The sequence below is a fragment of the Thalassospira sp. Z349TD_5 genome (assembly GCF_056173045.1).
On the sequence record NZ_CM149654.1, the window covers coordinates 3,392,525 to 3,413,660 of the forward strand.

Annotated in this window: 19 protein-coding genes; 10 read left to right on the forward strand and 9 right to left on the reverse strand. The window is 53.3% G+C overall.

Annotated features, from left to right (window positions below):
- Nucleotides 1–287: 287 nt before the first annotated feature.
- The 8 genes from AC0VXT_RS15685 to modC all read left to right on the forward strand — a co-directional run bounded on the left by AC0VXT_RS15685 (nt 288) and on the right by modC (nt 8,312).
- Nucleotides 288–548, forward strand: coding sequence for a DUF4212 domain-containing protein (locus AC0VXT_RS15685; RefSeq protein ID WP_102783876.1), 261 nt, complete (start codon nt 288–290; stop codon nt 546–548).
- Nucleotides 549–573: 25 nt separating this feature from the next.
- The gene (locus AC0VXT_RS15690) at nt 574–2,340 is read left to right on the forward strand and encodes a sodium:solute symporter family protein (RefSeq protein WP_022734305.1); all 1,767 of its coding nucleotides are present in this window, start codon (nt 574–576) and stop codon (nt 2,338–2,340) included.
- A gap of 141 nt (nt 2,341–2,481) precedes the next feature.
- Nucleotides 2,482–4,350 carry a DUF294 nucleotidyltransferase-like domain-containing protein gene (locus AC0VXT_RS15695; RefSeq protein ID WP_475546160.1) on the forward strand — a complete coding sequence of 623 codons (1,869 nt, stop codon included), beginning with the start codon at nt 2,482–2,484 and terminating at the stop codon, nt 4,348–4,350.
- A gap of 5 nt (nt 4,351–4,355) precedes the next feature.
- Nucleotides 4,356–5,045: an exonuclease domain-containing protein gene (locus tag AC0VXT_RS15700; RefSeq protein ID WP_475546161.1), complete on the forward strand. Its 690-nt coding sequence runs from the start codon at nt 4,356–4,358 to the stop codon at nt 5,043–5,045.
- Between the two features lie 62 nt (nt 5,046–5,107).
- Nucleotides 5,108–5,626 carry a hypothetical protein gene (locus tag AC0VXT_RS15705; RefSeq protein ID WP_101299542.1) on the forward strand — a complete coding sequence of 173 codons (519 nt, stop codon included), beginning with the start codon at nt 5,108–5,110 and terminating at the stop codon, nt 5,624–5,626.
- A 48-nt stretch (nt 5,627–5,674) separates the two neighbouring features.
- On the forward strand, nt 5,675–6,496 hold the full coding sequence (gene modA / locus AC0VXT_RS15710) for a molybdate ABC transporter substrate-binding protein (RefSeq protein WP_475546162.1): 822 nt from the start codon (nt 5,675–5,677) through the stop codon (nt 6,494–6,496).
- Entirely contained in the window at nt 6,493–7,185 is a 693-nt protein-coding gene (gene modB / locus AC0VXT_RS15715) for a molybdate ABC transporter permease subunit (protein ID WP_022734300.1), read from the forward strand. Before modA ends, modB begins: the two co-directional genes overlap by 4 nt.
- Complete coding sequence (modC, locus tag AC0VXT_RS15720) at nt 7,182–8,312, forward strand: molybdenum ABC transporter ATP-binding protein (RefSeq protein ID WP_475546163.1); 1,131 nt, start codon at nt 7,182–7,184, stop codon at nt 8,310–8,312. Before modB ends, modC begins: the two co-directional genes overlap by 4 nt.
- 19 nt (nt 8,313–8,331) lie before the next feature.
- Here the strand turns inward: modC and AC0VXT_RS15725 are convergent, their stop codons facing one another.
- The 7 genes from AC0VXT_RS15725 to AC0VXT_RS15755 form a co-directional block, all read right to left on the reverse strand.
- Nucleotides 8,332–9,270, reverse strand: a complete 939-nt coding sequence (locus AC0VXT_RS15725) for a 2-hydroxyacid dehydrogenase (protein WP_475546164.1) — start codon at nt 9,268–9,270, stop codon at nt 8,332–8,334.
- Nucleotides 9,271–9,385: 115 nt separating this feature from the next.
- Nucleotides 9,386–10,519, reverse strand: a complete 1,134-nt coding sequence (locus tag AC0VXT_RS15730; protein ID WP_475546165.1) for an ABC transporter substrate-binding protein — start codon at nt 10,517–10,519, stop codon at nt 9,386–9,388.
- Between the two features lie 8 nt (nt 10,520–10,527).
- Nucleotides 10,528–11,754 carry an MFS transporter gene (locus tag AC0VXT_RS15735; protein ID WP_475546166.1) on the reverse strand — a complete coding sequence of 409 codons (1,227 nt, stop codon included), beginning with the start codon at nt 11,752–11,754 and terminating at the stop codon, nt 10,528–10,530.
- Between the two features lies 1 nt (nt 11,755).
- Nucleotides 11,756–14,191, reverse strand: coding sequence for a TonB-dependent siderophore receptor (locus AC0VXT_RS15740; protein ID WP_475546167.1), 2,436 nt, complete (start codon nt 14,189–14,191; stop codon nt 11,756–11,758).
- Between the two features lie 119 nt (nt 14,192–14,310).
- Nucleotides 14,311–15,270: a FecR family protein gene (locus tag AC0VXT_RS15745; protein WP_475546168.1), complete on the reverse strand. Its 960-nt coding sequence runs from the start codon at nt 15,268–15,270 to the stop codon at nt 14,311–14,313.
- A gap of 130 nt (nt 15,271–15,400) precedes the next feature.
- Entirely contained in the window at nt 15,401–15,913 is a 513-nt protein-coding gene (locus tag AC0VXT_RS15750; RefSeq protein ID WP_276650878.1) for an RNA polymerase sigma factor, read from the reverse strand.
- 297 nt (nt 15,914–16,210) lie between these two features.
- Nucleotides 16,211–17,005 (reverse strand): IclR family transcriptional regulator, encoded by a 795-nt coding sequence (locus AC0VXT_RS15755; protein WP_276650877.1) that lies wholly within the window; start codon nt 17,003–17,005, stop codon nt 16,211–16,213.
- A 169-nt stretch (nt 17,006–17,174) separates the two neighbouring features.
- Here AC0VXT_RS15755 and AC0VXT_RS15760 point away from each other — a divergent pair, with 169 nt between their 5' ends.
- Together AC0VXT_RS15760 and AC0VXT_RS15765 are read left to right on the forward strand one after the other, a co-directional pair.
- Nucleotides 17,175–18,314 carry an extracellular solute-binding protein gene (locus tag AC0VXT_RS15760; RefSeq protein WP_475546169.1) on the forward strand — a complete coding sequence of 380 codons (1,140 nt, stop codon included), beginning with the start codon at nt 17,175–17,177 and terminating at the stop codon, nt 18,312–18,314.
- Complete coding sequence (locus AC0VXT_RS15765; protein ID WP_475546170.1) at nt 18,311–19,444, forward strand: CaiB/BaiF CoA transferase family protein; 1,134 nt, start codon at nt 18,311–18,313, stop codon at nt 19,442–19,444. The genes AC0VXT_RS15760 and AC0VXT_RS15765 overlap by 4 nt, the downstream gene beginning before the upstream one ends.
- Nucleotides 19,445–19,526: 82 nt before the next feature.
- On the opposite strand, the gene AC0VXT_RS15770 is transcribed toward AC0VXT_RS15765, so the two are convergent.
- Together AC0VXT_RS15770 and AC0VXT_RS15775 are read right to left on the reverse strand one after the other, a co-directional pair.
- Nucleotides 19,527–20,366 carry a fumarylacetoacetate hydrolase family protein gene (locus tag AC0VXT_RS15770; protein ID WP_412775498.1) on the reverse strand — a complete coding sequence of 280 codons (840 nt, stop codon included), beginning with the start codon at nt 20,364–20,366 and terminating at the stop codon, nt 19,527–19,529.
- A 31-nt stretch (nt 20,367–20,397) separates the two neighbouring features.
- Nucleotides 20,398–21,135: an SDR family oxidoreductase gene (locus tag AC0VXT_RS15775; RefSeq protein ID WP_475546171.1), complete on the reverse strand. Its 738-nt coding sequence runs from the start codon at nt 21,133–21,135 to the stop codon at nt 20,398–20,400.
- Between the last annotated feature and the right edge of the window lies 1 nt (nt 21,136).

Sequence of the window (21,136 nt, forward strand, 5' to 3'; positions counted from 1 at the left end):
GTTTATTAGACCAGAAAAATGCACGTCATGATGCACTGCAATGTAAATGGCAGAGCGCTGTGATTTTGTTCATGTTTTTCATTCTTCTCAGCATCTTGCAGTCCGATTTCCCCCTTTCTCATACGACTAATGATTAGCTTATGGCCGTTATCGAAAACTGGTATCGGATTTTGGTGCCCTAAATGGATGATTGCGCCATGACGGCACCGATTACAGGCCGCCGACCGAAAACAACATAACCAAGACGTCGGCAGAGGAAGTTGTCATTTCTAGGAAGGAGACGCGCGATGAATGACCAAAGCGCAGCCTACTGGAAGAGAAACGTGAAACTGGTCGCAACCTTGTTGGCGATCTGGTTCATCGTTTCCTACGGTTTCGGCATTTTGTTTGTTGACGCCCTTAATACGATCGAAATAGCGGGCTTCCAGCTTGGTTTCTGGTTTGCCCAACAGGGGTCCATCTATGTCTTTGTCGCATTGATTTTCGTCTATGTGGCCAAGATGAACAAACTGGACCGTGAATTCGGCGTTCATGAAGACGACGATTGACGCTTGATCTGGGGAGACAGACAAGATGGATCTTACCACCCTTACCTACATCGCCGTTGGTCTGAGTTTCGCGCTGTATATCGGCATCGCGATCTGGGCCAAGGCAAGCACCACCGGCGAATTTTATGTCGCTGGCAAGGGCGTTAACCCGGTCGTCAATGGCATGGCGACCGCAGCAGACTGGATGTCTGCTGCTTCCTTCATCTCAATGGCCGGCCTGATTGCCTTTCTTGGCTATGGCGGCTCGGTCTATCTGATGGGCTGGACCGGTGGCTACTGCCTGCTGGCGATGCTGCTGGCGCCGTACTTGCGCAAATATGGCAAGTTTACCGTGCCGGAATTCATCGGTGACCGTTACTATTCGAAAACAGCCCGTATTGTTGCGGTGATCTGCCTGATCTTTATTTCGTTTACCTATGTGGCAGGCCAGATGCGTGGCGTTGGGATCGTATTTTCGCGCTTCCTTGAAGTCGAACTTATTACCGGTCTGGTTGTCGGTATGGGTATCGTCTTCATCTATGCCGTTCTTGGCGGCATGAAGGGCATTACCTATACTCAGGTTGCTCAGTATTGCGTCCTGATTGTTGCCTATACCATACCGGCAATCTTTATCGCATTCCAGTTGACCGGCAACCCGTTGCCCCAACTGGCATTCGGCTCCACGATCAATGGCACGGGCGAATTCATGCTTGAACGCCTCAACAGCGTCGTGACCGAACTTGGCTTCCTTGAATACACAACAACCAACAAATCGACGATCGACATCTTTGCCATCACACTTGCATTGATGGTCGGCACGGCCGGTTTGCCACACGTTATCGTGCGTTTCTTCACTGTCCCAAAAGTACGTGATGCACGTTCGTCGGCAGGTTGGGCCTTGGTTTTCATCGCACTGCTTTACACCACTGCACCGGCAGTTGGTGCAATGGCACGTCTGAACCTGACCGAAACCATCCAACCTGGCGAAGTTGGTGCAGAAGACGGCAATCTGTCCTACGAAGAACGCCCGGACTGGATGAAACGCTGGGAAACCACCGGTCTTCTATCGTTTGAAGACAAAAACGGTGATGGCCGTATCCAGTACTACAATGATGCCAACGCAGACTTCGCAACCAAAGCAGCCGAATATGGCTGGGCCGGGAACGAGTTGACCGTTGACCGTGACATCATGGTTCTGGCCAACCCGGAAATCGCACAGTTGCCAAACTGGGTGATTGCACTGGTTGCCGCCGGCGGCATTGCAGCTGCACTGTCGACGGCTGCGGGTCTGTTGCTGGTGATTTCGTCTGGTGTGTCCCATGACCTTCTTAAGGGGACATTCACGCCTGACATGACGGAAGGCCAAGAGCTTATGGCCGGGCGTATTGCGGCGGCCGCGGCCATCGTGATCGCGGGGTATCTTGGCTACAACCCGCCGGGCTTTGTGGCACAGGTTGTGGCATTTGCCTTTGGTCTTGCGGCGGCATCGCTTTTCCCGGTTATCATCATGGGGATTTTCTCCAAGAAGGTGAACCGCGAAGGTGCCATTGCCGGGATGCTGGTTGGCCTGATCTTCACCATGGGCTATATCATGGCCTATAAAGGGATCTTTATCCCGGTCATGATCGAAAACGTTGAGGCCAACTGGCTGTTCGGTATTTCGCCGGAAGGCATTGGTGTGGTTGGCATGTTGCTGAACTTTGCGGTGGCGTTTGGGGTATCGAAAGTTACCGCAGAACCGCCAGAGCATATCCAGCACATGATCGAAGATATCCGTGTCCCCAAAGGGGCCAGCGGTGCCGTTGACCATTAATCGGTCGGCAGGTTTGCTAAATTAAAATCTGTTGCAGGCCCCCGGATCACCGTTCTGATCGGTCCGGGGGCTTTTCTTTTACCGCTTTGTCAGGCAACAATAAATCCGAGCACTTCTTGCGCGACAGGGGACCGGTCGACCATGAGCATCGAACTTGAAGAAATCGCAGAATTCCTCAAACAGCATCATCCGTTTGATCTGTTGCCTGATGACGTGATTGAAAGCCTGCCCAAGCGTCTGACCGCACGCTACTTCCGGGCCGGAACCAAGGTTCTGTCGCCAGAACAGCAATGCTTGCACCTTTATATTATTCGCACCGGCGGCACCGAAACCCGCGACCCGAACGGTCAATTGCTTGCGCGTCTGTCTGAGGGCGAATGCTTTGGCGTCCGCGCGATGTTTCGCAAAGGACGGGCGGCGAACAACATCACCACGCTTGAAGACAGCCTGTGTTATTTGCTACCGGAAAAAGACTTCCACGATCTGGCGGGAAAATATCCGCAGTTTAACTACTTTTTCGCCCAGATGGGCGGGGATCGCCTACGCCGCGGCATGCAGATGATCGAAAGCCGCGATGATGACCAACTCAAACTCATGAGCGTCAAGGTCGCCGACTTGATCGCACGCGATCTGGTCAGCATTGATCGCAGTGCAACCATTCTCGATGCTGGCAAACTAATGTGCGATGAACGGGTATCGTGCCTGCTGATCACGCAAAACGGTGATGAAATTGCCGGTATCATAACCGACCGCGATTTGCGTAATCGCGTCATCGCGCAAGCACGCAGCTTTGACGAGCCAGTTACGGCGATCATGACCGACAAGCCGATTTCAATCCATCCCGACGATTATGCCTTCGATGCGCTTTTGACCATGACGCGCAACAACATCCGCCACCTGCCCGTCCTTAAGGACGGCAAGGCGGTCGGTATGATCACGACCAACAACCTGCTCGCGCGCCAATCGCTTTCGGCGGTCTATATGGCCGGGAAAATCAGCAAGCTTAACGTCCCGGCCGATATGGCAAAGGTCATAGCACAGGTGCCTGAACTGCTCAGTCATTTGATCGAAGCTGGTGCAACGTCACAGAATGCGGGACATATCGTCACAACTCTGTCGGATGCGGCAACCGTGCGGCTTCTTCAGCTGGCCGAGGAAAAGCTTGGTCCACCGCCCGTGCCCTATGTCTGGATGGCTGGTGGATCACAGGGCCGTCAGGAACAAACCGCCATTTCAGATCAGGACAACTGCCTGATCCTTGATGATGCCTACGTTGATGCAACACACGGGGCATACTTCAAGGCACTCGCTGAATTCGTCTGCGATGGCTTAAACGACGTCGGGTATGTGTTCTGTCCCGGTGACATGATGGCCAAAACCGCCGAATGGCGACAACCGGCAAAAGTCTGGCAGAACTATTTCAACAAATGGATCGAACAGCCCGAACCCAAGGCCTTGATGCTGTGTTCTGTCTGGTTTGATTTGCGGCCCATTCACGGGACCAAATCCCTGTTTGATGACCTGCATCGCATCATCGTTTCCAGAGCCAAGGACAACCGTATTTTCCAGGCCTATCTGGTGGGCAATGCGATGACCCATCACGTGCCACTCGGCTTTTTCAAAAACTTTGTCATGATCCGGGGCGGCGAACATGACAGCACGCTTGATCTGAAACATAACGGTGTGGTGCCGATTGTCGATCTGGCCCGTATTCACGCCTTGGCCAACGGCGTCGACGAGGTCAATACGTTTGATCGCCTGCGTGCGGTGAAGGCATTCCCATCCATCAGCACGCAAGGGGCGTCTGACCTTTTGGATGCATTTGAATTCATCAGCATCACCCGCCTTAAACATCAGGTCCGCCAAATTCGTCAGGGCCATACGCCAGATAACTTTTTACACCCCGAAAGCCTGTCGGCGTTTGAACGCACCCACCTCAAGGATGCATTTTCCGTCATCAAAAACCTTCAAAGTGCGCTTGAAACCGCCTTTGGCAAAAGCGGGACCTGATCATTATGGGCCTGCGCCAAAAAATTACCGACAGCCAGTTCTACCGCGACTTGGTTCAACGTCGTGCCACCGGGGCACTGCGCACGTATTATGACGTTCCGGCGGCGGATCCAACGCGACCGATCATGGATACGGAGTTTATCGCCCTTGATCTTGAGACCACCGGTCTTGATCCCAAACGCGACGAAATCGTCAGTCTGGGCTGGGTGATCATTCGGCAGCTTGGCGTGGATTTTTCCAGTTGCGAACATATTCTGGTGCGCCCGACCAAGGAACTCACGGAAAGTTCGGTGGTGGTGCACCGGATTTTTGACAGTGACGTCGCAAATGCCCCGAACATCAAAGCAGCCCTCGAACTGCTTTTACCGCAGATGGCCGGACGTGTTTTGATTTCCCATCACGCCCCGATTGAGCTTGGTTTTCTGGGCCATGCCTGTAAACGAAGCTTTGGTGCGCCGCTGCAAATCCCCACCGTTGATACTCTTGTACTGGGGTTGCGGGACCTTCACCGTCAAGGACAGCCGTTTAAGTCAGGGGCCCTGAAGCTTGATAATCTGCGACGGTCACACAACCTGCCGCCCTTTCGCGCGCACAATGCCGTTTCGGACGCGATTGCAGCATCGGGGCTTTTCCTTGCACAGGTATCAAAACGTGATCCCAAAGGCGTACTTGAGCTTCGCCGTGTCCTGCGATAACTCGATCACAGGACATACCAAGTGTCTTTAAACCAAAATAGAATTTAGGGAGGCACGGTCGGATGTATGTCTTTATTTTTACGACAGTTGTTATCGGCTTTGCCGCAGCAGGTGTCATCATGCTGCTGTTTCGTCTTTTGGGCCGGAAGGTGCCGAAGTATGTCATTCCCTTCACCGCAGCAATCGCGATGTTCTGCTATATGATATGGGATGAATATAGCTGGTTTGATAGATATGCGTCCCGCCTGCCAGATACCGTGATCATCACCCAGACATTTGCCGATGAAAACGTCTTTGCGCCCTGGACTTTGATCACGGCTCCAATCAATCGCTTTACCGCTGTTGACCGGGAAAAAGTTGTCATCAACCCGCAAGCCCCGGATGAAAAGCGCGTCACGACCTTGTTGCTTAAAAAAGGCAGCACCACATTGGCTCTGACCCATCTGGTCAATTGCACTACCGGCAAACGTGGCTACATCACCGATCAGACCAGTCTTGATCAAAGTGGCTTTCCAACCGCCATTGATGAATGGTTTGACCTTAAACCCGACGATCCATTGCGCGCAGCCGTTTGTGGTTGATCACCTACCAACAGTTGTCTTTTGTTTTGTCATGTAAAAGAGTTCAGAATGCCTCACCTGCGTCGGTTACTGGTAGTGCCCTTGTCGTTGCTGTTGCTTGGTCTGGGAAGCATTGCAGCACCTGCGTGGTCAGAGGACATCACCGTCTTTGCCGCGGCCAGCCTGACCAATGCAATCGAGACCGCCGCACAGCAATATGAGGACAAAACCGGCATCCATGTTCGGCTTTCGCTTGCCAGTTCGTTGACACTCGCACGCCAAATTGCCGCAGGCGCACCAGCAGACATATACATCTCGGCCAATGAGAAATGGATGGACTGGCTCAATGATCAGGCCGTCATCCAGACCAACAGCCGCCAGGATATTTTGGCCAATAGCCTTGTTCTGATTGCACCTGCCAACAGTACAACGCCGCCGACCGATATCACCAAGAACACTAAAATCACCGACCTGATTGATCATGACGAACGCATCGCCGTTGGTGATCCCGATCATGTCCCCGCAGGTATTTACGCCAAACAGGCTCTGACAACACTTGGTCAGTGGGATGCGGTCGTCCCCCGGCTGGCGCGTACAGATAACGTCCGTTCTGCACTTGCACTTGTTGAGCGCGGCGAGGCGCCACTTGGTATTGTTTACCGCACGGATGCGATGATTTCCGATGGGATTAAAATTATTGGCACCTTCCCCGCAGACAGTCATCCGCCAATCACCTACCCGATTGCACTTATTGATCCGCAAGACGGCGACGCAGCCTTAAAATTCCTCGTTTGGCTTTTGGGGGATGACGCGGCGACGATTTTTGCCGACTATGGATTTGACGCCATCACAACCAGCGTAACCATTACCCCGGATACAGCGGCCCAATGATCACTTTGACACCTGCCGAAATCGACGCATTGTTGCTCAGCCTGCGCATCTCGGGTGTTGCGGTTGCCTGTGCGCTTCCGCTTGCGGTCTTAACCGCGACGGCCTTGGCCCTTGGACGGTTTCCCGGGCGTTTTATTCTTGATGCCTGTGTTCACCTGCCGCTGATCCTGCCGCCGGTGGTGATGGGCTATTTGCTGTTGATCGGATTTGGTACACGCGCCCCGCTTGGCGCGTGGCTCTATGAAACGTTTGATATCCGGTTTGTCTTTAGCTGGACCGGGGCGGCACTGGCATCAGCAATTGTCAGTTTTCCGTTTCAAGTGCGCGCCATCCGACTGAGTTTGGAAAACGTCAATCACGGGCTGTATCAGGCGGCTGAAAGCCTTGGCGCCGGGCCAATCGACCGGTTCTTTTCGCTGACCTTACCGCTGGCATGGCCGGGTATTATTGCCGGTGCGATAACCGCCTTTGCCGCAAGCCTTGGCGAATTTGGCGCGATTATTACCTTTGTCTCGAACATTCCGGGCGAAACGCGCACCCTGCCGCTGGCGATCTATACCGCCATTCAAACACCCGGCGGTGAGTTGGCTGCGGCCCGATTGGCCGCACTGTCCATCGGACTGGCCTTTACCGGGCTACTCCTGTCCGAACTTGCCATGCGGCGTATCCGCAAAAGGAACGCATCATGAGCATTTCTGTCAGCATCTCGCATCAAATCGGGAAATTCGCACTCGAAGCTGATTTCAGCATCGAAGAACCCGGGATCACCGCCCTGTTTGGCGCGTCGGGCAGTGGCAAGACTACGATCATTAACATCATTGCCGGACTAACCCGGCCACGGCGCGGACACGTGCAGATTGGTGATCGGGTTTTGTTTGATCACGCGCGCAGCATCAACCTTGCCATTCGCAAACGCCGTGTTGGATATGTGTTTCAGGATGCCCGCCTGTTTCCTCATATGTCCGTACACGACAACCTTTATTATGGTGCCAAACGCAACCGGTTGAAACTACCCGCATCGGATCAGCAAGACATCATCGAGATGCTGGGTATCGGAAAGTTGCTCCATCGTCAGCCGAACAATTTGTCTGGCGGTGAAAAGCAACGTGTTGCACTTGGCCGTGCGCTTTTGGCCAATCCGGATGTCTTGTTGCTTGATGAGCCGTTATCGGCCCTTGATCAGGCGCGTAAGGAAGAAATCCTGCCGTATTTTGAAAGCCTGCGTGATCAACGCAAACTGCCGATCCTGTATGTCAGCCACGCGATTGATGAAGTCGCGCGTTTGGCCGATCAGATGGTGGTGATTGATAACGGTAAAACGCTGGCAAACGGATCGGTATTTGACATGCTGGGCCGAACCGACCTTGCCCCGCTTGCCGGGCAGTTTGATACCGGTACGGTTCTTCCGGCACGGGTCGCCAGCCGCGACCCCAAGGCACAGGTCAGTTTTCTCGATTGTGCCGGGCAACGCATCGTCGTGCCATACCTTGGTCATGCGATAAATACACCGGTGCGTCTGCACATACGCGCGCGTGACGTGATGATTGCCCGCACCCCACCAGCCGAGATCAGTGCCAACAATGTTATCCCCGTCACCATTACCAGAATGGCCGGAAGCAACAACGACACCCTTGATATCAGTCTGGCCTTTGGCCATGACTTGGACGCCATTCATACCGGCCCGGCATCAGACCGGCCAAGCGTCCATGCCCGGATTACCAGTTGGTCGGCAAACCGGTTGAACCTTGGATTGCATCAAAAGGTCTTTGCCGTGATCAAATCGGTCACGGTCAATGGCCATCTTCGCGAACAATAGACCGCAGCGCGATCCGCCATTAGACGACAGGCGTTACAAGTTCGCCACGTTGGTCCCACGCATCAAGATTATCAACAACTAACTGCGCCATGGCATCGCGGGTTTCAATGGTGCCGCTGGCACTATGGGGATACAGAACCACATTGTCGAAATCGGCAAACGCACGGTCCATATTGGGTTCATTGTGAAACACATCCAACCCGGCACCCGCAATCACGCCGTTGCGAAGGGCATCGATCAGAGCCGGTTCATCGATCACCGACCCACGGGCAATGTTGACCACATAGCCATTTGCCCCCAGTGCCGATAAGACCGGTGCATTGACAATCCCCTTGGTCGCGTCCCCGCCGGGACAGGCCACCATCAGAATATCCGCCCATTGCGCCAGGGTAACCAGATCATCGAAGTACCGATAATCGACCTGTTTGGGGCTGCGCCCGAAATAGCCGATTTCAACCCCACTTGGTTCGGCGCGTGATGCAATCCCCTGTCCGATCCGGCCAAGCCCGACAATGCCAAGCTTTTTACCCCGCACGGACCGCGTAAGCGCCATTGCACCTTTTTGTGCCCATTGACCGCTTCGTGCCCAATGATCCCCAACCACGATACGGCGCAAGGTGGCATGCATTAGCATGATGCCGGTATCGGCAACATCATCGGTCAAAACATCAGGTGTGTTTGACACACGGATACCCCGTGCGCGGCAGGCTTCGACATCAATCGAGTCATACCCGACACCAAAACTTGTAATCACCTCAAGGTTCGGCAAATCGTCAATCAACCCATCGGGCAAACCAAAGCCAGCCGAAGTCACAAGGGCAGTGATGTCTTTGCCGGTCTGGTTTAGAAACGCTTGCTTGTCATCAAGCTGGTCCCAGCGATGCAGATCATATTTTTGGGTAAGCATTTCCGTATAGGCCGGACGGACATCCAAAAGGGCAAGAACGGATTGAGACATGAGGGGCTACTCCGATGGGGCAAGGACCCACAGAGTAACCAACGCCAACTTGTAAAACAAGTTGTGAAAATTAATTACATAATGCCTGAAAAGGTCCCTTTTGCAGACAATAGGATCACTCGTCCTTTTCCTGCAAACTGCCAAAGTATCCAGGCTGATAGTCAATCGGCAGGAAGCGGTCATGCAGTTCCCGGAATGTATCGTCGGGGTCAAGATCGGCAAACAAGTCTGGATGGAACCATTTTGCCATTTTCTGGATTGCGACAAACTGATACGGGCTGTTGTAAAACTGGTGCCACACAGCATGAAAGGCATGGGTCTTTTGTGCGGCAATGCCCAGATATGCCGGACGTGTTGGATAGTATGCCAGTTTCGATTTCACAAGATTAGCATCCGCACCGGGACCAACAGGCACCCATCGTCCCCCCGGAACATAGGCATCCCATTGCGCGCTGGTGACGATAATATGATCCGGGTTTGAAACAATGACCTGCTCGGCATTGATTTGACCAAATGTGCCCGGAATCAAGTCTTTGGCAATGTTATCGCCGCCGGCCATTTCAACCATGGCACCGAAATTTCCCGCCCCAAAAGAATGACAGCAATCCTCGTAAAACCCTGCGGCGCGATCAATGAATACCTTTGGACGGTTTACATCAGTCAGGAGTAGTTTATCGGTAACCCGCGCAATTTTCTCGGCACGGAAATCAATGAATGCCTCTGCACGCGCTTCCTGATCAAACAGCTTTCCAAACAATCTAATGGAGGGTTCCGTATTGCGCTCAGGGTCATTGCGGAAATCGACGTAGATCACCGGAATATCAAGTGCCCCCAACTTTTCGACATAGTTGGCTTCCTCAACAGCCTTTTTGATCCCGATATTCAAAAACACTGCATCAGGTTTTTGCGCAATGGTTGTTTCAATATCAATCAAACTTTGTTCAAGTCCGTCGAAGGTCGGGACATCGGCAAATTCCGGGAATTTTGCAAGATAGGCCTTGTAGGTTGCCGGATCGGCCTCCTTCAAATCCTTCCGCCAGCCGACAATACGTTTGGTCGGGTTTTCCCGGTCCAATGCGGCAATGATATAGAGTTGACGACCTTCCCCCAGAACTGCCCGCTGGATCGGTACATTCACGTTGACACTACGACCGGCAATATCTGTCAGCAGCATCATCTCAGCGTGCGCAAAACCGATCGACATTAAGCCCGCAGCAAGTCCAGAAATCAGCCTGATTGTCGTGTTCATGATCATTTTCATCCTCCCGGTATATGAGATGGTTGCTTTGCACGCCCGAGATGACCACGCACAACAACGGCCAGAATCAGGGCTACGGCATAGACAAAACCAACAAGGAAATAGACATTTGAAAGTCCGGCAAGCTGACTGAAGCAGCCACCCAATGCGATGCCCGAAATTGCCGAAAACTGTGCTGTACTTTGCGTCAGCCCCAGCACATGTCCCTGTTGATGATCACTGACACTGCGCGAGACCAAAGATGTCAGCACCGGAGTTGTTGCCCCCAACAGAGCCCCCCAGACAAAATAGATCGCGGTAAAAACAAGGATGGATCGGGTAACACCGGCCAACAGCACGACAATGATGCAGCCTGCAATCACCAACGACATGCCGCGCAAGACTTCCCGCGTGGACCGGCCTTCGAAGTAACGCGCCCATAATGATGCCGATGCGACAAAACCAAGCGCAAGCAACCCGTAACATAGACCCACAAACCAGTTCCCAACGTTAAAGGTGCTAAGCACATACATCGAAAACGGAGCCTGTGTGACCATCCGCCCCAGCAACAGCATTCCCAGAATGCTCAGGATCAGAACCACCTGAGGGGATCGCAGAAGATTGATGCTATTTGATGTTGACGTGCGAGGCCCCTTTGCTCTGAGATCACGATGCGGATAGGGTTCGATCACCGGCAAGAAAGCCCAAACCGACGCAAGACAGATACAGCAAAGGATGGCCGCCGAAAAATTGATCCAAAAGAATGTCGCGTGATCCAGGATCACCCCGCCGACAAGTGCTCCTGCCAACGACCCAAGGTTTGTCGAAACCTGTAGGAATGCAAACAGCTTGGCACGTCTGGCAGGGTTTTCGATACGGACCCCATATGCCTGTGCCGGAGCGATATATCCCGCACAGGCGCCCTGCAAGAACCGCAATATCAAGATCAACCAGACATCCCCGGTAAATGCCAAGGCAAATTGCGTGATCGCAAGCCCAAATAGGGCACGCATCATCATCGCCCGATGTCCGAACCGATCCCCCATGCGCCCCCAAAAACTACTGGTCAGCATGATTCCGAACATCGGCCCGACATAAACCGCGATAGTGGCAAAGGTAAAAAGATCGTCAGACGGCGTTAACGGGCGCAAATGAACGGGCCAGAACGGCCCGCTCATTTCCATCGCCCCCATCGAAATGAGCTGGAGGGCAAACAGAAGGTTGATCTGCCTGCGCGGACTGATCACATCAGAAGTCCGCAGTTATAGACAGCAATGCCGTGCGCGGTGCCCCAAGTGAAATAAACCGCCACTGGTTCACACCAGACCAGTATTTTTCGTCAGTGACGTTCTGAATTGTAGCGCGCATAGTGATTGGCGTGTTGTCGATGCTGGTTTTATAACGCAAACCCAGATCAAGTGTCGTCCAGTCGGGGATATCCTGCGTATTGGCAGTATCGACAAACTGTTCTGAGGTTTGCGTCACCGTACCGCTTAGAGTCAGTCCCTTGGCAAAAGGTGTGTCCCATTCTCCGGTCAGATTGATCTGCATATCAGGTGTCCCGACCGGACGTTTTCCCTTATCATCCGGATCAGCCGCCTTGGAGATTTCGGAATTCAAGAACATTACCCCGCCAAGAAGACGGACATTTGGTGTCACTTCGCCAAACACGTTGACTTCAATGCCACGGTTGCGCTGTTCATTATCCGCACTAAAGACGTTTGTGTCAGGATCTGTATCCCCATCTTGCTGGGTGATCTGGAAAGCCGCAATCGAGCCACCAATGGTTCCAAAGTCCAGTTTAACACCGGTTTCAAATTGCTTTGCAACATATGGGGACATTGCCTGCCCGGCATTTGCCGCCGAGGCCGGGGCAAGATCGCCTTGGCTAAGGCCTTCGATATAATTGGCATAAACGGATACATTTTCAGTCGGCTTGACCACCACACCCGCCATCGGTGTTACAACACTGTCGTCATAACTGCTGCTGATCGCGCCGTTGCTATAGCTGTTTACAGCGATTGATTGATGACGTGCCCCCAGTGTCACCAGAACCTGTTCATCCCAAAATCCCATGGTGTCGGCAAGTGCAAAGCCAGTCAGTTCTGATTCCGAGGTTTTTGGTTTTACAGAGGGTGCATTGACAGCAACCGGTGCGACATTTGCCGTCGTATAGATATTGGCCGATGGCGTGACACCCGCATTTGATATCCCCTGTCGCAGAACATCTTCGTAGCGTGTCGCTTCGAAGCTGGTTTTATGGGTGATTTCAGCAGTTTGGAATTCCCCACGAACCCCACCGCTGACCGACCAGCGGTCCGTTTGGAAGCGGCGATATGACAACCCGGCATCATTGTAGTCGCCTTCGGCATTCGTGATGGTTGGTGTTCCAAACAAACGATCAAGTTCGGTGCGGCCACCGCCAAAGCTGCCAAAGACGGTTATGTTATCAAGTGCATCATATTCCGCCTGAACCAAGCCGGACCGATCAACCGCATCGGACCATTCCCATGACTGAATTGCATTTGTTGAACCATCGGGTGCATCGGGCATCGTCACACCGGAATTGATCCGAAATTCGCGGGCTGGCGCATTAAGGTTTTCACGCTGATCGATCAGATCGACCGATGCTCTGAAACGATCCCCCTCATAATCAAGGGCGAGCGCACCGAGCGATGTTTCCTTGGTCTGACGATTCAGATAGGTATCACCATTGCTATATCCGCCGTTGAAACGCACGCCAAATTCGTCGTTAGCACCAAAACGACGGCTGACATCAAGGTCACCGCCGGCTTGCGCCCCGCGGCCATAATCTGCACTCACCCGATTAAGATCTTTGGCACCGGCACGTTTGGGTACAATATTGATGGCACCCCCGACAGCACCGGTTGGCGACATACCGTTCAACAAAGCATTCGGACCTTTAACGACTTCGATCCGCTCAGCCATGCCAGACTGAACACGGTATGTCGGCGCAACACCGTATGCGCCATTAAACGACACTTCGCCGGTATTGAACAAATTCACCCCAAATCCACGGATCTGATAGGTATCAAGATTGGCTGTTTCGGCATTCGGTGCCCTTACAGAAGGATCGTTTTGCAAGACATCCGCGATGGTTTCGGCCTGCTGGTCGGCGATCTTCTCGCTGGTGTAACTCGTGATGCTGACCGGCGCATCCATGATGTCGGTATTGCCCAGCATGCCAAGGCGACCACCCGTTGCCACCTGACCGCCTGCATAGGCCGGCGGAAGATCTGTTTGCGCGTCAGCCGTTTCAATCAACACAGGATCGGTAACCGCGTTGTCACTTTGGCTGCCTTGCGCTGCAGGGTCGGTCAGTATCAGCGAATTTTCGCCTGTTTCGCGGTATTCCAATCCCGTCCCGCGCAGCAAAATGTCAATGGCGACCGGAACCGACATATTGCCATTGATAATGCGTGCCCCTTCAATCTCGGGCAGATCAACTGAATAGGCAATCCGCCATCCCGACACCGCTCCGATTTGGGCAACACCGTCAGCAATTGAATTTACAGAAATATCGAATGAATAAGTCGACTGCGCAACTTCGGTTTGCGCTACGGCGGTCTTTGCCCCAGATACCGCCGGTACAATCATCGTGGTCGACACCAGCAATGCAGAAATAAGTGAATGTTTTTTCGGTTTTGCCTGTTTGGATTTCAACTTCCCGCTCCATATGCGCCTTATCTTTCAGACAGGTCCCCCTGCTTCTAGAATGACAAACGTACGGGAATTAAAAATCCTCACATGACGAGGACAGTTTTTGCGAATTTTTCTCAATCTTAATAAACAACAGTCAACCAAGGTGACATTCGAACAACTGTTCCCCCAACAGCCGCAGCAATCGTTTCAACCGAACCGGCAATGTCGGTGGTCGGGAAACTGCCCGAAATTGTCCTGGTGGCTATACTTCCAAAAACCACGACCCGACCATCCGCTAAATTATCGAGCCGGGTCACAAGATCATCGACACGAACGTTACGCACACTCAACCGCCCCTGCATCCAGCTTAATATCGGCTCAAGGTCACTGACATCCGTCGTAATCAGGTTGCGGTGGGCCACCGCGACCTGTTGCCCCGGACCAAGAAGAACCCCATTGATATCGGCTTGATTTGAGACACGAACAGCGCCTTCTTGCACAGCGACAACAGTATTGCCGGACAGATAGTCGACATTAAAGCGGGTGCCGACGACGCGTACACTGGCATCACCGGCATGAACCCGGAATGGGTCCCCATTACGATGAACAACGTCAAAAAAGGCCTGTCCCCTTAGAAGTTCGACCTCACGGTGACCGGACGAAAAGTCGGTTGCAAGCGCACTGTTTGCTGCAAGGCGCACGACCGAACCATCAGGCAAATCGATATCCGTGACGATGGCCCTGTCGGTCACAATATCGGCGTACATGTTGGTTGCGATATCGGGGTTGAACAAAAAGATACCCCAAACAATCGCCGCCGCGCCAACCAGCCCACCCAAAGCCCGTATTGGCCGAATGGATGACAAAACACCCAATATGCCAATTTTTGGTCGCACGTTTGAAACACGCCGGGTGGGTTCTTCGACCTGCGCCCAAAGCACACGCATCTGGTCAAATGCCAACCGGTTGCCACGATCAGAATTCAGCCACGTATTAAACACAACTTCGTCAGCAGCCGACAGTGATCCACCTGCACGTTTTGCGTGCCAAAGTGCGGCTTGGTCTTTTTGCTGTTCGGTTGGTTCGTGATGGTCTTGCATCGATTTTTGATTGGCCTGCTAAGATATGACGCCGATGACAACAGTCTATGCTGCCCGCCCAATTCCTTTCTATAAACAATAACGGATGATGCGCAAACATCCTCAGCAATTGGATGGAATTTAATCGTTTCTAATCGCGATAGGCAGCAAGACGTTCCTGACAATGGCGCATAGTGCGCGCAAGTTGCTTTTCTACCGCACTTACAGAGATGCCGTACTTTTTCGCAAGTTTGGCATTCGAAATGCCTTCTACACGATGGAGGATGAACATTTCACGGGCCTTTGGCGTGAGTTCAAGCAGCGCGCGATCCAGTGCAGACAATGTCTGGCGCGCCTCGGCATGATCCTGTGGGGAAGTCGTTTCACATAGCCAGAGCTGTTCGGGCAAAATACCATTCATCACCCGGCTGCGCCCCGCATTGCTACGATGATGATCGATCACCGCATTACGCACGGAGGCATAAAGCACCTTGGTATTGGCGTCACCCACCCCACTGTCACCCGCCTGCATCAATCTGGTGTAAACGTCTTGGACAAGTTCTGCGGCAATTTCGCGATCACGCACGCGACGTATCACCATCAACAGCAATTGCCGCCGATGATCTTCAAACAGCTTGGCCAGTGTTTGCCGCCAGAACTTCATATTCAGTTTAAACCGCTATCTGTTAACCGCTTTGCCCCACCCAAGATGGAACCAACACACAGGCACCTGCATTACAAGCCAGTGTCGCGCAGCAAGCTATCAACAATGATAATCATTTTCAATTGTGAAAAGTAATATTCGGCGCAAAGCGCTCTGAGGGGTTTTCAGATCCGAAACAGCGGGCAGCCCCATTAAGGTCAGGGACGCGCAAAACTGAGCGTCCCTGAACCATTAGATTGAGACACACAGAATGAAGAGACCTATGCGCTGAAAGTTCGCTGGCGGATAAGGTTCGCCTTACTGCCCCCCGGCCCCGGCCCCCAGACGGCGCGAGATATCCGCGCACAGTGCGACCAGACGTTCCCGACATTCATCGACGGTAACGATAGAGGTTCCCGACAGGCGATGGATGAAGGGGATTGTCAGGGCGGCGACAACCTTGCCCGAAAAATCAAAAATCGGGGCGGACAGGTTCAAAACGCCCCCGATGGTCAAAGATTGGGATTCACAATATCCGGCTTCTCGCACGTCACGCAAATCGGCAAGGAAGGCTTGGTGTTCCTCTTTGCCTTCTCCCCCGGCTTCCTGAAGCAACATGTCACGCGCATCTGGTGCCATCCATGCCGCCAGAACCCGGCCTGATGCCGTGTCATATATGTTGATCTGCGCGCCAAGTCGTACGGCGGTAATGTTATTATCCGGGCAGTCAACTTGCGCGATGACAAGGACTTTGCCCGAATGAATGATCGCCAGATGCATTGACTGGTTCACATCATTGGCAAGGCGTTGCATCGCCTCCCCCGCGATGGAAGTAAGGCGACGGATTGGCGGATGACGGTGTGCGACTTCGAACATCTTGGTCGTCAGCAGATACCGGTCATCATCTTCGCGCTGTTCGACATATCCGCGCTGGCACAACACCATGAGCATACGGAAAATTTCCGAGGTATTGCGCCCCAGTTCCTTGGCAATGGCGATTTGCGACAACCCATCCGCCTCAGAGGCAAGAAGCTCAAGAATATCAAGCCCTTTTGACAATGCCGGGGCGCGGTATTTCTCTTCTTCCGTTGGTACTTCGGCTTTGCCGTTCATAGGTCCTCTCAGGGGTTTGCGAACCGCTTTTTACATTAGGCGGAGTATATGCGCGCGGGTTGCTTTCTGGCAACCGAACCTGCGTTAGCATAAACACAATATCAAATATAAAATACTCTTTCATTTATAAATCATCACCCTTAAAGTGACGGCAGGAGGAAATATTTCTATGCCCGACACAATACGCCTCAGGGGAATGACGTGGTCTGATCCACGTGGCTACGATCCATTGGTTGCCACGAGTTCTGCGTTTCGTGAACGCCATCCCAATGTCGAGATCGTTTGGGACAAGCGATCTCTTCAGGAGTTTGAAAGTACCCCGGTTGAGGAACTGGCAAGCGCCTATGACCTCATCATCATTGATCATCCCCATGTCGGTGCCGTGGTTGAAAAAAACTGCCTTCTTCCAATCGATCGCTTTGGCGACCAAGACAAGCTGGCGCAGCTGTTCGCCGAGACAGTCGGCAAAAGTTTCCAAAGCTATTTTTACAAAGACCATCAATGGGCCTTACCCGTTGATGCCGCCTGTCAGGTACAGGCATTGCGCCCGGACCTTTTAACTGCCCCTGCCCCCCGGTTTGACGATGTCCTTGCCGAGGCAAAAAAGGGTCGTGTGGTCTGGCCGTTACGCGCGCCCCACGTGCTGATGTCGTTTTTCACGTTACTGGCAAACCATGGCGCACCTTTCCCGGTCACGCGCCACACACAGATTGACAGCACCGCCGCACGCGACGTCATTGCCGCCATGCAGGCATTGGCCAATCTTGTCGATCCGGCCTGTTTTGACATGGATCCGATTGCCGCACTTGATACGCTTGCAGACGGTGATCAATTTGCCCTGTGCCCGTATGTTTACCTGTACGCCCCTTATGGCCGGGCGGGTTATCGGCCTCATCGTATTGCCTTCCACGACATGCCGTCACTTGGCGCGTCTGGCCCGCTTGGATCGGCCCTTGGGGGAACGGGCATTGCGGTTTCATCTGGTACGAGACACCCCGAAATTTGCACCGACTTCGCACTTTGGGTGGCATCGTCTGACATCCAGCGCGGACTGTATTCCCAGAACAATGGTCAACCGGGCAATGCAGTTGCCTGGGGCGATCCGTCGGTGAATGCCCCGGTTGGCGGACTTTATAACAATACCCGTATGACCCACGAGGCGGCATGGCTGCGTCCGCGCCACGCCGGATATATGGCTTTTCAGGAAGACGCATCCGAGATCCTGCTGGACCTTCTTCGCGAAAAAACCACCCCGAATGCTGCTCTTCCCGCCCTTCAGAACCGATTTGACGAAAGCTTCTGCGCATGACTGAACTCTTGCCCCTTGATGGCCTTAAGGTCCTCGATTTCTCGCAATTCCTGGCCGGGCCCTATTGCGCCTTAAAACTGGCTGATCTTGGCGCGGATGTGGTTAAGGTCGAACGCACCGGGCTTGGTGACCTGTCGCGGTATCTGTATCTGACAGACACCAAGATCGGCGGCGAAAGCACGATTTTTCACGCGATCAACCGTAACAAGCGGTCGGTTGCGGTTGACCTTAAATCAGACGAAGATAAAGCCCGGCTTCGAAAGCTTGTTGCCGACGCCGATGTGATTTTGCAGAACTTCCGCCCGAGTGTGATGGAGCGGCTTGGGTTTGGCTACGAAGACGTCAAAAAAATCAATCCCACCGTCGTTTACGGCACGGTTACTGGCTATGGATCCGACGGCCCATGGGTGAACCTGCCCGGACAGGATCTTTTGGCCCAAGCCCGATCTGGCGTTATGTGGCTTTCGGGTGGGCAGGATGACGGCCCGGTGGCAATGGGACTGCCGGTGGCAGATGTGCTTGCTGGTTCCGCACTGGCACATGGTGTTTTGGCCCTGCTGTATCGCCGGGCGACCAAGGGGATCGGTGGGTATGTCGAAACGTCCTTGATCGAGGTTCTTGCCGATTTGCAGTTTGAACTTCTGACGACATGGTTCAACGATGGCAAGCGAACCCCGAAACGCTCCAAAAACAATCCGGCCCATGCTTATCTGGCCGCACCATACGGCGTTTATGAAACCGCCGATGGCTATATCGCCATTGCCATGGGGAAACTTGAAATAGTTGCGCAAATCACCGGCATTGGCACCGATGTCACCACGATGGATGCCTTCAAGCAACGCGATGAAATAAAGGCCAGCTTGGCTGCGCGCCTTAAGACATCAAGCAGTGCCGACTGGATGGAGAAATTCGTCGCCAATGATATCTGGGCCGCCCCGGTCATGGATTGGGACGGTGTGGTTGAAAGCGGTATCTTGCAGAACCTTGATATGGTTCAGGACATCCGACGGGGGGATGTTGAAATGAAAACGACAAAACTACCCTTGCGAATTGATGGCAGCCGCCCGGCATCCTCAAAGGCTGCCCCCGAACTTGGCGAAGCAAATGACCTGCTTGAAAGCGGTTGGTAAGAGGCGAAAGATTACTCCCTAAACTCATAAAGCGCGGCTCCGTTGGGAACCGCGCTTTACTTTTGTCTTCGCTTAAAGACGCTTAGTCGTCCTTGACGCAAACCTGACGCTGTGTGCCCAGCTTGTCTATGCCGAGCTCTACCACATCGCCCTCTTTAAGATAGCGCGGCGGTTTAAAGCCAAGCCCCACACCGGGAGGGGTGCCGGTCGAAATGATATCGCCCGGATGCAGGGTAAAGAACTGCGACAAATATGCGATCAGATGCGGCACGCGATAGACCATGGTCGCGGTCGATCCGTCCTGAACGCGTTCACCGTTCACATCGAGCCACATGCCAAGCTTGTCAAAATCGCCAACTTCGTCCGGCGTCACGAGCCACGGACCGGTCGGACCAAAGTTGTCCGACGATTTACCTTTGGACCACTGGCCGGCACGTTCGATCTGATAGGCGCGTTCGGACACATCATTGATCAGGCAAAAACCGGCAACGTGATCCAGTGCATTTTCTTCGGAGACGTATTTTGCGGTTTTGCCAATGACAAAGCCCAGTTCAACTTCCCAGTCGGTTTTTTCCGAGCCACGCGGAATGATGATCGGATCATTCGGGCCGCAAATCGCCGAGGTATATTTGGCAAAGATAACCGGCTCAGGCGGCACTTCCATGCCAGACTCAGCAGCGTGATCGGCATAGTTCAGACCAATACAAATGAACTTTCCGGTCTGTCCGACGCAGGCACCCAGACGTTGCGCGCCATCAACCAGCGGCAGCGATTCTGGATCAATTGATTTAAGCGTATCGAGACGGGTAAGAACGTCACCGGCGATGTCGCCAACATGCGCAGAAAGATCGCGCAGATTGCCGTTTGCATCCACAAGTGCCGGCTTCTCTGCCCCGCGTTCTCCATAACGTGCGAATTTCATCTTACTTCACTTCCTTCTTTTCAATTTTCGCTTAGGCAGTCCAGCCGCCATCGACAACGTGAACGACACCGGTGGTAAATCCGCTCTCTTCAGAGGCCAGATAGGTTACCAGTGCTGCTATTTCTTCGGGCTTGCCAATTCGGCCCATCGGCTGACGCCCGATAAAGGCCTTAAGCGCCCCGTCGTAATCCCCGGTCGCACGCAACCGTTCATGCAAGCTTGGGCTGTCAACCGTTCCGGGTGCTATGGCGTTACACCGAATACCCTGTTTGACATAATCGTTGGCAATCGCCCGTGTCATGCCCGCAACTGCCGCCTTGGACGCAGAATAGACCAACCGGTTTACAGGCCCAGTCACCGGCCCCGCGACCGAGGACATATTAATGATCGACCCGTGACCTTTTTCAATCATTCCGGGCAGCACGGCACGGATCATGCGGAACTGTGACTTCACATTCAAGTCGAAAGCAAAGTCCCATTCTTCTTCGGTCGCCTCAAGGATCGTACCGTTATGGACAATGCCCGCACAGTTAAACAGAACATCAACGGTGCCAATTTCGTCCACCAATGACGTGATTGCCCCCTTATCGGTGACATCCAGCTTTCTGGCCTCAATCCCATCAATTGTGGCCAGTTCAGCAAAGGCTTTGTCGTTGATGTCAGTCGCGATCACACGTCCGCCTTCGGCGGCCAGACGTTCTGCCGATGCACGACCGATCCCCTGCCCGGCGGCGGTCACCAGACACAGTTTTCCTTCAATTCTTTTCATG

Coding starts and splice junctions, on each gene's coding strand:
- AC0VXT_RS15765 (WP_475546170.1), top strand. CDS start 18,311: ATGACTGAACTCTTGCCCCTTGATGGCCTTAAGGTCCTCGATTTCTCG.
- AC0VXT_RS15745 (WP_475546168.1), bottom strand. CDS start 15,270: ATGCAAGACCATCACGAACCAACCGAACAGCAAAAAGACCAAGCCGCA.
- AC0VXT_RS15755 (WP_276650877.1), bottom strand. CDS start 17,005: ATGAACGGCAAAGCCGAAGTACCAACGGAAGAAGAGAAATACCGCGCC.
- AC0VXT_RS15690 (WP_022734305.1), top strand. CDS start 574: ATGGATCTTACCACCCTTACCTACATCGCCGTTGGTCTGAGTTTCGCG.
- AC0VXT_RS15770 (WP_412775498.1), bottom strand. CDS start 20,366: ATGAAATTCGCACGTTATGGAGAACGCGGGGCAGAGAAGCCGGCACTT.
- AC0VXT_RS15695 (WP_475546160.1), top strand. CDS start 2,482: ATGAGCATCGAACTTGAAGAAATCGCAGAATTCCTCAAACAGCATCAT.
- AC0VXT_RS15685 (WP_102783876.1), top strand. CDS start 288: ATGAATGACCAAAGCGCAGCCTACTGGAAGAGAAACGTGAAACTGGTC.
- AC0VXT_RS15730 (WP_475546165.1), bottom strand. CDS start 10,519: ATGAACACGACAATCAGGCTGATTTCTGGACTTGCTGCGGGCTTAATG.
- AC0VXT_RS15725 (WP_475546164.1), bottom strand. CDS start 9,270: ATGTCTCAATCCGTTCTTGCCCTTTTGGATGTCCGTCCGGCCTATACG.
- modB (WP_022734300.1), top strand. CDS start 6,493: ATGATCACTTTGACACCTGCCGAAATCGACGCATTGTTGCTCAGCCTG.
- AC0VXT_RS15775 (WP_475546171.1), bottom strand. CDS start 21,135: ATGAAAAGAATTGAAGGAAAACTGTGTCTGGTGACCGCCGCCGGGCAG.
- AC0VXT_RS15705 (WP_101299542.1), top strand. CDS start 5,108: ATGTATGTCTTTATTTTTACGACAGTTGTTATCGGCTTTGCCGCAGCA.
- modA (WP_475546162.1), top strand. CDS start 5,675: ATGCCTCACCTGCGTCGGTTACTGGTAGTGCCCTTGTCGTTGCTGTTG.
- AC0VXT_RS15700 (WP_475546161.1), top strand. CDS start 4,356: ATGGGCCTGCGCCAAAAAATTACCGACAGCCAGTTCTACCGCGACTTG.
- modC (WP_475546163.1), top strand. CDS start 7,182: ATGAGCATTTCTGTCAGCATCTCGCATCAAATCGGGAAATTCGCACTC.
- AC0VXT_RS15760 (WP_475546169.1), top strand. CDS start 17,175: ATGCCCGACACAATACGCCTCAGGGGAATGACGTGGTCTGATCCACGT.
- AC0VXT_RS15750 (WP_276650878.1), bottom strand. CDS start 15,913: ATGAAGTTCTGGCGGCAAACACTGGCCAAGCTGTTTGAAGATCATCGG.